Origin of the sequence: Collinsella sp. CLA-JM-H32, assembly GCF_040098165.1 — a bacterium.
Lineage (GTDB): Bacteria > Actinomycetota > Coriobacteriia > Coriobacteriales > Coriobacteriaceae > Collinsella.
The window spans coordinates 15589-29642 of the sequence record NZ_JBBNMZ010000008.1 but is presented as its reverse complement, the minus strand read 5'-3'; the positions used below and the strand labels follow the sequence as shown (position 1 = coordinate 29642).

General features: G+C 60.1%; 14 protein-coding genes and 1 riboswitch. Of the genes, 7 read left to right on the top strand and 7 right to left on the bottom strand.

Annotated features, from left to right (window positions below; translation table 11 throughout):
• Positions 1–3 precede the first annotated feature (3 nt).
• Together AAA021_RS06135 and AAA021_RS06130 are read right to left on the bottom strand one after the other, a co-directional pair.
• Positions 4–1425 (bottom strand): diguanylate cyclase, encoded by a 1422-nt coding sequence (locus AAA021_RS06135; protein ID WP_349088441.1) that lies wholly within the window; start codon positions 1423–1425, stop codon positions 4–6.
• A gap of 184 nt (positions 1426–1609) precedes the next feature.
• Positions 1610–1957 (bottom strand): EAL domain-containing protein, encoded by a 348-nt coding sequence (locus tag AAA021_RS06130; protein WP_349088440.1) that lies wholly within the window; start codon positions 1955–1957, stop codon positions 1610–1612.
• A 128-nt stretch (positions 1958–2085) separates the two neighbouring features.
• Here AAA021_RS06130 and AAA021_RS06125 point away from each other — a divergent pair, with 128 nt between their 5' ends.
• Positions 2086–2955 carry a patatin family protein gene (locus AAA021_RS06125; protein WP_006234518.1) on the top strand — a complete coding sequence of 290 codons (870 nt, stop codon included), beginning with the start codon at positions 2086–2088 and terminating at the stop codon, positions 2953–2955.
• Positions 2956–3252: 297 nt separating this feature from the next.
• Here AAA021_RS06125 and AAA021_RS06120 read toward each other — a convergent pair whose 3' ends face one another.
• From AAA021_RS06120 to thiM, 3 genes are read right to left on the bottom strand one after another with little or no spacing between them, the layout of a single operon-like run.
• Entirely contained in the window at positions 3253–3948 is a 696-nt protein-coding gene (locus AAA021_RS06120; RefSeq protein ID WP_349088438.1) for a thiamine phosphate synthase, read from the bottom strand.
• Positions 3945–4286 (bottom strand): thiamine-binding protein, encoded by a 342-nt coding sequence (locus AAA021_RS06115; RefSeq protein WP_225093307.1) that lies wholly within the window; start codon positions 4284–4286, stop codon positions 3945–3947. Before AAA021_RS06115 ends, AAA021_RS06120 begins: the two co-directional genes overlap by 4 nt.
• Before the next feature lie 3 nt (positions 4287–4289).
• Positions 4290–5129, bottom strand: coding sequence for a hydroxyethylthiazole kinase (thiM, locus tag AAA021_RS06110; protein WP_238022525.1), 840 nt, complete (start codon positions 5127–5129; stop codon positions 4290–4292).
• Between the two features lie 51 nt (positions 5130–5180).
• A riboswitch (TPP riboswitch) is annotated at positions 5181–5291 on the bottom strand.
• Between the two features lie 163 nt (positions 5292–5454).
• On the opposite strand from thiM, the gene AAA021_RS06105 reads away from it, so the two are divergent.
• The 4 genes from AAA021_RS06105 (at position 5455) to AAA021_RS06090 (ending at position 10019) form a co-directional block, all read left to right on the top strand.
• Complete coding sequence (locus AAA021_RS06105) at positions 5455–6363, top strand: HAD family hydrolase (RefSeq protein WP_349088436.1); 909 nt, start codon at positions 5455–5457, stop codon at positions 6361–6363.
• Positions 6364–6373: 10 nt separating this feature from the next.
• Complete coding sequence (locus tag AAA021_RS06100; protein WP_349088434.1) at positions 6374–7270, top strand: LysR family transcriptional regulator; 897 nt, start codon at positions 6374–6376, stop codon at positions 7268–7270.
• A gap of 155 nt (positions 7271–7425) precedes the next feature.
• Complete coding sequence (locus AAA021_RS06095) at positions 7426–8559, top strand: 5-methyltetrahydropteroyltriglutamate--homocysteine S-methyltransferase (protein WP_349088433.1); 1134 nt, start codon at positions 7426–7428, stop codon at positions 8557–8559.
• A 125-nt stretch (positions 8560–8684) separates the two neighbouring features.
• A complete protein-coding gene (locus tag AAA021_RS06090) occupies positions 8685–10019 on the top strand; it encodes a uracil-xanthine permease family protein (RefSeq protein WP_349088432.1) in 1335 nt (444 codons plus the stop codon).
• Positions 10020–10079: 60 nt separating this feature from the next.
• On the opposite strand, the gene AAA021_RS06085 is transcribed toward AAA021_RS06090, so the two are convergent.
• Positions 10080–10745, bottom strand: a complete 666-nt coding sequence (locus tag AAA021_RS06085; RefSeq protein ID WP_195544252.1) for an alpha/beta hydrolase-fold protein — start codon at positions 10743–10745, stop codon at positions 10080–10082.
• A 138-nt stretch (positions 10746–10883) separates the two neighbouring features.
• A complete protein-coding gene (locus AAA021_RS06080; protein WP_349088431.1) occupies positions 10884–12194 on the bottom strand; it encodes an NCS2 family permease in 1311 nt (436 codons plus the stop codon).
• Between the two features lie 193 nt (positions 12195–12387).
• On the opposite strand from AAA021_RS06080, the gene AAA021_RS06075 reads away from it, so the two are divergent.
• Both AAA021_RS06075 and bsh read left to right on the top strand, forming a co-directional pair.
• Positions 12388–12807, top strand: coding sequence for a peptide deformylase (locus tag AAA021_RS06075; RefSeq protein WP_156598032.1), 420 nt, complete (start codon positions 12388–12390; stop codon positions 12805–12807).
• A 244-nt stretch (positions 12808–13051) separates the two neighbouring features.
• Positions 13052–14017 carry a choloylglycine hydrolase gene (gene bsh / locus AAA021_RS06070; protein ID WP_349088429.1) on the top strand — a complete coding sequence of 322 codons (966 nt, stop codon included), beginning with the start codon at positions 13052–13054 and terminating at the stop codon, positions 14015–14017.
• Positions 14018–14054 lie beyond the last annotated feature (37 nt).

The window sequence follows — 14054 nt, the reverse complement described above, 5'->3', positions numbered from 1 at the left end:
GTGCTAATCCAGTTTGGTACCTGGCACCTGCACGGCTTTCCCGAGCAACGCTTTGAGCTCGTTCAAAATGGAAACGGGCTGTCGGTCAACGCTGTTCAGATGGAGCGTCGCTACACGAATGGGTGGCTGATATTCAAGCGAGCCGATGAGCACGGGGGAACCCAGGAACCGCTCGATTTCGTCTGCGATCGAGTCGGTCTCTTCGGGATCAAAGTCGTCGAAAAGCGCCACGAATGTCGGCCCCGTCGAGCGGAACAGGCGGCCCTTGCCGCGCGAACAATCCATGAGGCAGGCGGCGCTTTCGGCGAGCACGCGGTCGCCTGCATCGAATCCAAAGCGGGCATTGACCTCGGCGATATCGTCGACCTTAATGGCAATAAAGCCTGCCTCGCGCGCCACGCGGCGCATCTCTCCAATAGCGTTGACCAGCGCGTGGACATCGCCCAGGCCCGTTACCGAGTCGGTCGTATCTGCTAGGCTTCGGTTGATGATAATGCCCACATACATGCTGGGCTCGGTATCGGTGCCGTCCAAGCGGTAGCCCGTGCAGTCGCAAAGCACGTATTTTCCGGTGGCATCCATTACGCGATACTGCATGTAGTGGAAGTGCCACGTGCCGTTTATCACCATGTCGAGCTCGGCGCGTACGTTGTCGCGGTCCTCGGGATGAACGCGGGCAAGCCACATATCGACCGAGTTAAAAGGGTGCTGGGAGGGCAGGTCAAAATCGCGCACGGCGTTGACCGACCATTGCGATTCTCCAGTATCGAGATTGAGGATAAACGGATAGCGCGTCTCGGAGCTCATGGAGATCGCTTGGAACACCCGGTCGTTGCAGGGAAGCTGGTCGACGATCGGGCGTTGCGGCGCGTCATCGTCTTTCGGCTGCTGCACGCGATGCATAAGCTTATAGCGATACATCTTGCGATCGGCATCCATCGTCATCTGGCGACGCGTGTCGCCGGCAAGTGGATCGACGCGCGAGCAGCCAAAGCTAAAGCTGGCGATCATGGGCGCCTTGCCACCTGAGCTCGCCTCGATCAGCCCGGCACGTACCTGCTCCAAGCGCTGCTCGAGTTCAGTCTCGTTTGCGGAGAGCGAGATAAGCACAAATTCGTCTCCACCGATGCGGAACAGCATCTCATCGTGCTCCATGGTTTCGGAGAGCGTGCGGCAGATGCTCAGAATATAGCGATTGCCTTCGGCGTGGCCAAACCTATCATTGCAATGTTTGAGATGGTCGATGTCAATATAGGCGCAGGTGAAGGGGCCGCCTTTGCGCCAGAGTTGCTCGACGTGACGGTCGAGTCCGCTGCGGTTGCCCAAGTTGGTGAGCGGGTCGATATAGGCGTTGCTCTCAAGCAGCCGGCGCTCTTGTTGCAGGATGGCATGCGTCTTTTTTAACTGCTCGCCAATGCCGCGCAACTCTACGGGCAGGGCGGCAACGTCAAGCTCGGCGGTCGAGACGCCATTCGCAAGTCACTGGAGATAGGCAATAATCGATTGCTCGCCCAGGCGATATGGCTCGTTCATGATGAATAACCTCCTTGGGCGGAACAATGGTTTGTATCATATCCCCAATTCGGTTTGAATTGGGGATATAAGTTAGCTAATGGAGACAAATGCCCCCTTCGGCGGTGGCGTTTTGCTCGCGAGCGTACCAGTTGTTATTGCCACCATCGAGCAATGCCTCAAAATCCTTCGCCGGCATGGGGCGGTAGTAGAGGAAGCCTTGAGCGTCGCGGGCGCCCATTTGCCGTAGCACGTTCGCCTGCTCATTTGTCTCGACGCCTTCGACCACGACGGGCAGATGGAGCGACTGCGCCATCTCGAGCATCGATGAAATGATCTGCGTGCTGCGGCCTTGATCGCCGTCGACGGGCGCAATCTGCCAAATGTGCTTGTCGAGCGTCACCATAAAGCCGCTTTCCTCGAGTGCGGGGATATGGGTGCACATGCTGTGGACGGCTATTATTCGACAGGCGGTAGCGCGACGATGCGATGTTCGATGAAAATGCGACTGAGACGATATATGTTGACGGGTATACTTGTCCCGGTTTAAAACGCAGGAACGGAGATGGTCGCATGGCACAGCCGGATACGACGCACACGGTGGGGCTTGCGCTCGAGGGAGGCGGCTACCGCGGTATGTATACGGCGGGCGTGCTCGACGTTTGGATGGAGCACGGTTTGACCTGCGACCATATGGTGGGTGTCTCGGCGGGCGCGGCGTTTGGCTACAACTTTAAATCGCGCCAGATCGGCCGCGCCATTCGCTACAACAAGGCCTATTGTGCCGATAAGCGCTATGCGGGTGTGACTAGCTGGTTGCGAACCGGTGACATGTTCAATGCCGATTTTGCCTATCACGAGGTGCCCATCGAGCGCGATCCCATCGACCTGGAGACATATCGCGCCTGCCCTATGCGGTTTACGTGCGTGTGTACCGATATCGAGACGGGCAAGGCCGTCTACCACGACCTGCCCTATGGCGACGAGCGCGATATCGAGTGGATCCGGGCGTCGTCGGCGATTCCCGTGGCGACGCGTCCCGTTGCTATTGGCGGGCATAAGTATCTGGATGGTGGCGTGGCTGATTCCATTCCCAGCGCTTGGTTGTTTGCGCAGGGGTATGACCGCAATATCGTGGTACTCACGCAGCCGGCGGGCTTTGTGAAGCAACCCAACAGCGTGATGCCCATGCTGCGGCGCGTGTTCCGTCACTACCCGGAGTTTGTTGCAGCGCTCGATCATCGGCATGAGGTCTACAATGCCACGCTCGATGACTTGGCGCGTCGTGAGGCTGCCGGCGAGGTCTTTGTGGTGCGGCCGAGCGAATCGGTGAAGGTGCCGTCGCTGTGCCGCGAGCCGGATGAGCTCGAGCGTATCTACCAGGTCGGCCGCCACGATGCGGAGGCGACCTTGCCGGCGCTGGAAGCGTATCTGGCAGAGTAGAGCAAACTGCCGTGGACTCGGCGGAAAGCGCATCCCGGAATCGGCGCTAAAAATGGGATGAGGTTTCCGCGAGAGGCCCGTAGCGGAAAGCGCGCCCCGGAATCGGCATCCAAAACGGGATGCAGTTTCCCCGACGGCGGGTTTTGGAAACGGCGTCCCAGAATTTGCGCCTGGAATGGGATGGGGTTTCCCAACGGAGCCGCATGCGGAAAGCGCATCCCGGAATGGAGGTCCAAACTGGGATGCGCTTTCCATTGCTGAAGATATGAGGCCGCGGATCGGCTGCTCGGCCTAGACTTATGCCTGCTGCCAGGTGTCGACGAGCTCCTTGGCGGCGGCGTAGGGGTCGTCGGCACTGCAGACAGCGCTCACCACAAAGAAGCCATCGACGCCGGTGGCCTTGAGCTGCGGCAGGTCGGCCGTCTTGATGCCGCCGCCCACCACGATGGGCACGGGGCTTGCCGCGTGGAGTGCGGCCAGGTCCTCAAAGCTCTTGGTGATGATAGAGCCGTCGGCCGCGCGTCCGCAGTCGCGCTTGGTTTCGGTCTCGTGGAGCGGGCCGATGCCCAGGTAGTCGACTAGGCTCATGTCGGCGGTCTTGACGTACTCGAGCATCTCCTCGCAGCGGGCCGAAAGGCCCACGATGGCATCGGGGCCCAGAAGCTTGCGGCAGACCTCGACGGGAATATCGCTCTGGCCCACGTGCACGCCGTCGACAGCAATACCCTGCTCGCGCGCGGCGAGTACGCAGTCCAGGCGGTCGTCGATCAGCAGGGCAACCTGACCGGTTTTGCCGGCCTGCGCGATTGCCTGCGCGGCGTCGCCCGTCAGCGCAATGATCTCGCGGGCGCTTGCCACCTTGGAGCGCACCTGGATGCAGGTAAAGCCGGCGTCGAGCGCCTGGGCCACCACATCGCCCACGGGACGCCCGAGCGTGTTTTCGGGGCCGAGTACCAGATAGGCCGAGATATCAAGGTTGTCGCGGATGCTCATCGTGCTTCCTCCTGCTTTTTGATCTGCGCTTCCATGCGTTCGAGCTTGCCGGTCATGGTGTCGGTAAATCCGGGTCGAATATCGGCTTTGAGCACGACTTCGGTGCGGATGCCCTTGCTCGCCAACACAAAGGTTGCGTCGCGCACGACCTGCATGACCTCGTCCCAGTCGCCCTCGATCTCGGTGAACATGGAGGTGGTGCGGTTGGGCAGGCCGCTCTCGCGAATGACACGCACGACCTCGGCGACCTCGGCGGATAGCTCATCGCCGGTGCCGCACGGGGCGATGGCCACGGCGACGAGCGTGTTCATGCCGGCATTGGTTGCGGGCTCGGACATGGCCTATGCCTCCTCGAGCTCGAGTCGGTTATCGGCGATGTCTTGGGCGGTTGCGCGGTAGAGCTCGTCGATAAAGGCGACCTTAAAGCTTGCCGGGGCGTCGGCGACAGCGGCGGCACGCGTGCCGGCCACGTTGTAGACGGCGGTGCCGCAGACGGCTGCCGTAAACGGGTCGGCGGCGCAGGCGTACACGGCCAGCACGCCGCCCTGCGAGCAGCCGCAGCCGGTGATCTTGGACATGAGCGGGCTGCCGCCGTGAGACTTGGCCACCGTCGTGCCGTCGGTGATCAGGTCGACTTCGCCCGAGACCACAACGGCGCCACCGGTGTGGCGAGCGAGCGCCACGGCGGCACCACGGGCGGCGTCGACCGTGTCGGTGGTATCGACACCGCGCACGCGGCTCAGATCGGCCGCCTCGCCCTCAAGACCCCACAGGCCGGCGAGCGCGATAATCTCGGAGGCGTTGCCGCGCACGATGGCGGGCTTGTACTGCTTGAGCTCGTTGACCAGCTGGGTGCGCAGGCTACCGATACCCAGGCCCACCGGATCGAGCACCCAGGGCTTACCGGCGTCGTGTGCCGCCTTGGCCGCGCGGGGAATCGTTTGCTCGTAAATGGGGAAGAGCGTGCCCATGTTGAGATAGATGGCGCCGCCGCCGGCAACGAGTGCCTCGCCCTCGTCGGGCAGATAGACCATGGCGGCCGATCCGCCCACGGCGAGCTGCGCGTTGGCGACAAAGTCGATCGTCACCGTGTTGGTGATGGAACCGGCCATCGGATTGGTAGCGCGAATCTCCTCCACGGCCTTGACCATATGTTGCTTAAGCTGTTCCGAATCAATCACTGCACATGCCTCCTTGGCATAGAAAAGGGGCGCTGTGCATAGACAGCGCCCCTGTAAAGGCGGCATGCTCCCTACGCCAGCATTAACTGACAGGTTCAAAGGATTGGGCCCATTGCCCTCTCAGCCTTGTGGTTTGCACCGCCGGCACTCCCGCATCGAATCTGTTGTTCCCTATACTAGCGCACCTGCCAAAAAGGGACAGGTTTATTTTGGCAGGTAACAACTGGGACTTTGCGTTTTCCCAGATGAAACCTGCCGAAATAAACCTGTCCCTTTTTGGCAGGTCGGTACAATAGATGGGATTAAGAATGACCGAGGGGGCCTTATGATCAAACTTGTGCTGACCGATATGGACGATACGCTGATTCCAGCCGGGCATGACGGCGCCAGCGACTACGCCATTGAGGGTGTTCATGCCATGCAGGCGGCGGGTCTGCACTTTGGGCCGGTTTCGGGTCGTCAGCCGTCCGCGATGGGCTGGATGTTCAAAAACCGTTCCGAGTGTTTTTCGACCGGTGCGTTCTGTAACGGCCAGGTGATGTTTGTCGACGGCGAAGTAGTCGCTTCGCGCGCAATCGACAACGATGCTCTGATGCGTTTGGCTGACTATCTGGAGCAAGAGACCGACGATACATTTCTAAAAGTCTACAGCCTGGGCGATGACTTTTGGAATAACGATGCCTATTGCGTGACAAGCGATCCCGAGCGTGTGCGTCGCGCTATGGAGTCGGGCGGCAATGCGTGGCTCAAAGGCGAAGAGGCCCCGTGTCGTCCCGTCGTCGATGGCGCGCCGGTGTTTAAGGCGAATATCTGGAGTGCCCGTTCGCGTGAGGAGCTCGCGGAGCTACGCGAGCGCGTTGCTGCTGAGGTGCCGGAACTCTCGCTTGTGTTTCCCAACAACCGAGTGCGCCTGTTCGACATCCTTCCGGATGGTTGGGACAAGGGCTGCGCTGCGCTGGAGCTGGCGCGCGCCTTGGGCCTGACGCCCGACGAGGTGGCCGTATTTGGCGATTCCGATAACGATTTGCCCATGATCGATGCCGTTCCCAACTCCGTTGCAGTCGCCAATGCCAATGAGGCCGTCACGGCTGCCGCGCGCTGGCATATCGGCGCTGCGGCAGACGATGCGGTTGCCGGGGCTCTGCATCAGATTGCCGCCTGCGCCGCGACGGGGGAGATGCCGCCGTTTATGCGCCTGCCGGGTGCTGCCGACGCGAATCTCACGAACAGCTAAGGAGACAGCCATGAAGCTTCAGCAGCTCAGGTATGTCGTCAAAGTTGCCGAATGCGGTAGCATCACCGAGGCCTCGCGCCGGCTCTTTGTGTCGCAGCCTTCGATTACCGCGTCGATCCGCGATCTCGAAAACGAGATGGGTGTGCACATCTTTGAGCGCACCAACAAGGGCGTCATTGTGTCCGAGGAGGGCGAGACCTTCTTGGGCTATGCGCGCCAGGTACTCGACCAGGCCGACCTGCTCGAGGGCAAGTACAAAGGCACGTCCGAGCAGGTGCCGCACTTTAGTGTGAGCTGCCAGCATTATTCCTTTGCCGTTAATGCGTTTGTCGATGTAATCCGCGAGTTCGATGCCGCGCGCTACGACTTTACCCTACGCGAGGAACAGACCCACGAGATTATCGAGGATGTCGCGCACATGAAAAGCGAGCTGGGCATCCTATATCTGTCCGAGCACAACCGCGAGGTCATCGAGCGCATGCTGGTGGCCAACGAGCTCGTGTTCGAAGGGCTCTTCTGCGCCACGCCGCATGTCTTCGTCTGCGCCGACCATCCGCTGTCGGACCGCTCCAGCGTGACGCTCGAGGATCTGGAAGACTACCCGTTCCTGTCCTACGAGCAGGGCAGCTACAACTCGTTTTACTATTCCGAGGAGCTGACCTCGACGTTCGAGCGTCGCAAGAATATTCGCGTGCGTGACCGTGCGACGCTGTTCAACCTTGCCATGGGCCTCAACGGCTACACGGTATGCTCGGGCGTGATCAGCCACGAGCTCAACGGCCCCGGCATTATCTCGATTCCGCTCGACGTGGACGAGTACATGGAGATTGGCATCATCACGCGCAAGAACACGACGCTCACGCGCTACGGTCGGGCCTATATCGACGCGATTCGTCAGCATATCTAGGCTGCTGTGCTCCGCACAGTTCAAGTCTCTTTATGGCAGTCCAGACTGATATAGGAAGCATCTATATCAAACTGTTATAAACGTATATTTTACGATGGTCATATGAGCGCTCATACTCTGTCCCAGTAAAGCATCCAATGCAAAGGGAGATATCTATGAGCACTTCGATTCAACCGAACGCGCCGTTTCGCGCCGATATCGTCGGCAGTTTTCTTCGTCCGCAGGCTGTAAAGGACGCCCGTGCCGCCTATGTCGCGGGTAAACTCGACGCTTCCGGCCTTAAGGCCGTCGAGGACGAGGCCATCCGCGACTTAGTGGCCAAGCAGAAGGCTGCCGGCTTGCAGGTGATTACCGATGGCGAGTTCCGCCGCAGCTACTGGCACCTCGATTTTATGTGGGGACTCAACGGCATTGAGCGCCGCACCTCACGCACGGGTTATATGTTCCATGACGAGGAGACGACGGCCGACACCGCCGTGGTTACTGGTCCCATTAGCGGCGAGAACCACCCGTTCGTCGAGCATTTTAAGTTCGTCAAGGCGCTTGAGGGGGAGGGCCAGGTCGCACGCCAGACCATTCCGGCGCCGATCCAGACGTTCTCTGAGGTCACGCTCGATCGCTGCGACGGCCAGCAGGAGAGCCTGCGCGCTGTCTATAAGACCGATGAGGAACTTGCCGACGCCATTGCAGCCGCTTATCGCACGGTGATCGCCGACCTGTACGCAGCAGGCTGCCGCAACATCCAGTTTGATGACTGCACCTGGGGCATCTATTGCGATACCGACTTTGTGTCCAAGACCGGCATGAGCCCGGTCGACCTGCAAAAGGTAAGCGAGCTGGGCGTGGCGCTCAACAATGCCGCCATCGAGGGCAAGCCCGACGATCTGGTCATCAACACGCACGTGTGCCGCGGCAACTATCACTCCACCTATGCCTTTGAGGGCGGCTACGATCCCATCGCGCCGTACCTGTTCGCACATGAGAATGTCGATGCGTTCTATCTGGAGTTCGACACGCCGCGCGCCGGCGGCTTTGAGCCGCTCAAGTACGTCGCTCCCGGCAAGAAGGTCGTGCTGGGCTTGGTAACCACCAAGGCGGCAGAGCTCGAGAACGAGGATGTTATCGTCGAGCGCATCCGCGAAGCCGCTAAGTACGTGCCGCTCGAGAATCTGTACCTGTCGCCCCAGTGCGGCTTTGCCAGCTGCGAGATTGGCAACAAGCTGACCGAGGACGAGCAATGGGCGAAGATCGCGCTGGTCAAGCGCATTGCCGAGCGCGTTTGGAAGTAACGCTAGCGTTTGCAGGTGGCGGCGCGTGCGAGGCATTGCGTATCGCGTACAATGGTTCGGATCGTATCGTTCGGGCAGGTTATCCGATATGCCTGATCGCCCTTCCATTTTTTGAAAGGACTCTCATGTCCCGGTCTTCGACGCCCGCCGTCACCGATGCCATCTACGATGCATCGTCGCTCGGCCGCCCGCGCATTTTTGTGTTGGGTTTGCAACACATGTTTGCGATGTTCGGAGCCACGGTGCTCGTGCCCGTGCTCACCGGCCTTTCCGTTTCGACGACGCTTCTGTTCGCCGGCATCGGCACGCTGCTGTTTCATTTTCTATCGCGCGGTAAGGTGCCCGCGTTCCTGGGCTCGTCGTTTGCCTTTATCGCGGGTTATGCCGCCGTTGCGCCCAACGGCGAGGCCGAGCTTTTGCCCTACGCTTGCCTGGGCGTTGTCTGCGCCGGCCTGCTCTATCCGGTGCTGGCAGCGCTGTTCCGCGCATTTGGCGCCAAGCGTGTCATGCACTTCTTCCCGCCGGTGGTGACCGGCCCCATCGTCATTTCCATCGGCCTGATCTTGGCAAGCTCTGCTATCGCCAACTGCCAGACCAACTGGCTTGTTGCCGTTGTCGCTGTGGCCGTGATCGTCATCTGCAATATTTGGGGCCGCGGCATGGTTAAGATCGTGCCGATTCTGCTGGGCGTCGTGGTGAGCTATGCCGTTGCGGCCGCGTTGGGTGAGGTCGACTTCTCTGGCGTCGCAGCCGCCCCCTGGGTTGGCTTGCCCGTCGTGTGGGACAACACCGTGTTTGCGCTCTTTGGACCGCAGCTCGATAGCGGTCTTGCCACGACGGCCATCATCACCATCATGCCGCTGGCCTTTGCGACCATGATTGAGCACATTGGCGATATCTCCGCCATTGGCTCTACCTGCGAACGCAATTACATTGCCGATCCCGGTCTGCACCGTACCCTGCTCGGCGATGGCCTGGCGACCATCTTGGCATCGCTCTTTGGCGCCCCCGCCAATACGACGTATGGCGAGAACACTGGCGTGCTTGCCCTGACGCGCGTGTTCGACCCGCGCGTGATTCGCATTGCCGCCTGCTGCGCCATCGTGCTTTCGTTCTGCCCCAAGTTTGCTGCCGTGATCGCCGCCATGCCGGCGTGTGTAATCGGCGGCGTGTCGCTCGTGCTCTACGGCATGATCAGTGCCGTGGGCGTTCGCAACCTTATCGAAAACCAGGTTGATTTCCAGAACAACCGCAATGTGCTGGTTGCGGCTTTGGTGCTCGTGCTTTCGCTCGGCATTGCCTACAGTACCGCCGGTGCCATCGTGCTGGAGCTGGGCGGCGTGACGATTTCGCTTTCGGGCCTTGCCGTGGGCTCGCTGGTGGGCATTGTGCTCAACGCCATCCTGCCCGGTAATGACTTTGAGTTCGATACTTCCGAGCTTGAGGAGACTACTGAATAGTAGCTGCGTTCAGCCAAATTAAAAATGGCGTCCATGCGTATGTGCGCGTGGACGCCATTTTTAATGCGTCAGTATCCAGTGGATGCCGCGCGCCATGCGCAGGTCAGTTTGGGCAAAATGATTGCCGGGGTTGAGCTCCAGCGTTGTTGGGATGTCGCGCTCGATAAACAGCTTTTCCATCGCGCGCGTATCGTCGAGTACGTGCCGCATCATGCGGTTGGGCGTCTTGGTTTCCTTTTTACCGAGCGACAGATAGGCGGCGTCGGGCGTAGCCGTCATCGTGCGCTCGCGCGCGTAGTCGATAAAGCCGGGGAACCACAGCGACCCCGATGCACTCGCTACGCGCTCAAAGACATCTGTTTGCCAAAGTGCCCACAGTGCAAAAAGACCCGCCAACGAGTAGCCGGCAACGCCGCGCCAGGCGGGCGGTTGCGGGAGCGATGATTCGGCCTGGGGGATTATCTGCTTCAACAACTCGTCAAGAAAACCAGCAGCCTGTCCGCCAAAGGGCTCGGCATCTCGTATAGTTCCGTCGCATTCCCAGGGGCTCAGCTCGCGATTCCAATCGAGCCCTCCAATGGCGACAAGGGTGAACGGCGGGCAGTCGAGCTCTCGGCAGCGCTCGTAGACTTCACTACCGTTGCCCATAACCACGGGGAGATAGATGACGGGCGCGCCTTCCGCACACTCTGAATAAACGGTTATCTGCTTATGATGCGCTTCCAAGGCAGGCTTCTCTCAGTGTTGTGATAATTGACAGCCTCAATTGTCGCACGCTGACACGGGGGCAGACGCTAAAAGAAAGGCGCGGAGCCGCTCGATGCGATTCCGCGCCTTGTTGTTTTGCTTTAGCAGACTATGCCGTTACGCCACGAAGAAGTAGACGAGGAAGGCGAGGGCTGCGATCCACATGAGCGGCTTGATCTTGGAGGCCTCGCCCTTAAAGAGCGCGACGACCACGTAGGCGATAAAGCCCAGGCCAATGCCGGCAGAGATGGAGTAGGTGAAGGGCACGCCGGCGACAATCATGAACGCCGGGAAACCCTGCGACACGTCGGACCAGTCGATCTCGGAGGCTTCGCTCATCATGAGGTAACCGACGTAGACCAGAGCACCGCAGGTGGCGGCGCTGGAAACGATGGTGACGATGGGGGAGAAGAACGCGGCGAGAATGAACAGCACGCCGGTGGTGACGGAGGTGAGGCCCGTGCGGCCACCGTCGGCAGCGCCAGAGGTGGACTCGACGAAGGTGGTGATGGAGGAGACGCCCATGAAACCGCCCACAGCAGCGGCGGCGGAGTCGACGATCAGAATCTCCTTGATATTCTCGACGTTGCCGTCGTCGGTGAGGAACTCGCCCTGCTTGGCCACGGCCATCGCGGTGCCCATGGTGTCGAAGAAGTCACTCATGAGCAGCGAGAACGAGATGACGAGGAGCGTGGGGTCGGTAAGGACCTTGACGATGGCGGGCACGCCGCCGGCGTCGGCGATGGGGCCACCGATGCTCGAGAAGTCGAGCGGTGCGATGAGGCCCTCGGGGGCGTGGGTGACGCCCAGCGGGATACCGGCGATAACGGCGACGATGATGCCGATGAGCAGCGAGCCCGGCACGTTGCGGGAAGCCAGGGCAACCGTCACGACGATGGAGATGATACCGACGATAAAGGTGGGGGAGGCGATGTCGCCCAGGCCGACGAGCGTACCGGCGCCAGCGGTGATGATGCCAGCGTCGCACAGGCCGATCATGGCGATAAACAGGCCCAGACCCACCGAGATGGCGTGACGCAGGACAACCGGGATGGCGTCCATGATGGCCTCGCGCAGGCCACAAAGCACGAGCAGCAAGACGACGACGCCCTCAAGGAAGATGACGCTCATGGCCACGTGCCAGTCACCGCCGCAGACGGTGGTGGTGATTCCGGCGATCATCGCGTTGACGCCTAAGCCCGATGCGCAGGCGAGCGGGCGGTTGGCGAAGATGCCCATGCAGATGGTCATGATGCCGGCGCCCAGGCAGGTGGCGCAGGCGAGCGCTCCCGCATCGATGCCAGCGCCCGAGAGCACCGCGGGGTTGACGGCGATGATGTAGGCCATCGCCAGGAATGTTGTCAGTCCAGCGCGGAGTTCGGTCCCGATTGTGGACTTGCGCTCGCTGACGTGAAATAGTTCGTCCATGCATACCCTTTCCTTGTTCGGCCCCGAGTTTAGGCCGATTGACACGAACTCACCCACTATAGCCCCTTTACGACGCTGTTGTTCCTCGCATGTTGATGTTCGGCGCTTTGTAGCAGACGGACGGTATTTTTCGCATGAAAAAGTGTGGGTACCGTATACTTAAGCGGTTACAACGACCCCTATGGAGGAACGTATGATTAAAGAGCTTTGCCACGACGAGGCTATCCTGTCCCAGCGTTGCGAGGTTGCGACCGTCGAGGACGAGTCGGTTGCTCAGGACCTGATCGATACCATCAAGTCGCTCGACGATGCCGGCTGCCTTGCCGCTAACCAGATCGGCGTCACCAAGAAGGTCTGCGTCTACCTGGACGATGCCGGCGAGCCCCATGTGCTCTACAACCCCCGTCTGGTGTTTGGCCTGGGCGCCAGCAAGATGGAGGAGAGCTGCCTGACGCACGAGGAGATCACCAAGTCCACGCGCTATATCAAGTGCAAGGTTGCCTTTGACCAGATCGTCGACGGCAAGATGAAGGAGTGCCGCCGCGACTACGCGGGCTTTGAGGCACAAATGATCCAGCATATGATCGACCACTGTCTCGGCAAGTTGGTCTAAGGGGACCAAAGCACCGCACCTTGCCGCTCAATCGTCGCTTGCGTACCGTTAGTACGCGGCGCTCCTCTTTCGTGGCAATCTGCGGCACTTTGACCCCTTAGACGACCTGCGGGGTTAACTTGGTTGAGTTTATCCAGCTTGAATAGTCCGGGCGTGACATTGTTGTCATGTCCGGGCTTTTGTGTTTAGCGCCTTTTTGTTTGGAGACAATGAAATTAGCAAGAACGTAAAGCTAGGAGGCGCTATGTGCACGAGTATTCGATTTACCGATAATTCTGGCCACATGTATCTAGGCCGCAACCTCGACTGGAGCTTTGACTACGGCCAACAGGTTCGCGTGATGCCGCGCGGGTTTCAGATTCCGTATTCGTTTATCGACGACGCGACAGCGGCACACGCGGTGATCGGTATGTGCATCGATTACAAGAACTACCCTATGTTCTTCGATTGCGGCAACGATGCGGGCCTCGCCGTGGCGGGCCTCAATTTCCCGGGTTATGCCGAGTATGCCGAGGGGCCGGTTGATGGAAAGACCAATATCGCGGCCTATGAGTTTCCCCTGTGGGTGGCAGCGACGTTCTCGACGGTCGATGAGGTCGAGGCCGCGCTGCGCGACACGGTGATTGTCGCCAAATCTGCCGGAGAGGGGCTGGGCGTGTCGCTGCTCCATTGGATTATCGGCGACAGCCAGCGCAGCATCGTGGTCGAGATGATGGCTGACGGCCTGCATGTATACGACGATCCGGTCGACACCCTTGCCAACCAGCCGACCTTCCCGTGGCACATGGAAAACCTGCGCACCTATATCACCGCCACAAGTGATTTTCCGCAGACGGCGACATGGCGTGGCGCCGAGCTCAAGCCCTATGGCGCGGGCGCCGGCATGCGCGGTATTCCGGGTGACTGCTATTCGCCGAGCCGTTTTGTAAAGGCGGCGTACCTCAATGCCAATTACCCGCAAAAGGAGAGCGAGACCGAAAACGTCGTCCGCATGTTCCGTTCACTTGAGGGCGTGGTGATGATTGAGGGGGCGTCCAGGATGGGCGATGGCAAGTTCGAGAAGACTATCTACACCGGATGCTTTAGCGCGCGCACGGGCAATTATTACTACGCGATGTATGATGATCCGTCGATTCGCTACGTGAGCCTGATGGATGCCGAGGGCGCAAGCCCCGATAGGCTCGTGGTTCCCGAGCCGCGCCGTTCGTAGCTCACTGGTCCGTTGCGACATAAAACGGCCTCGCACC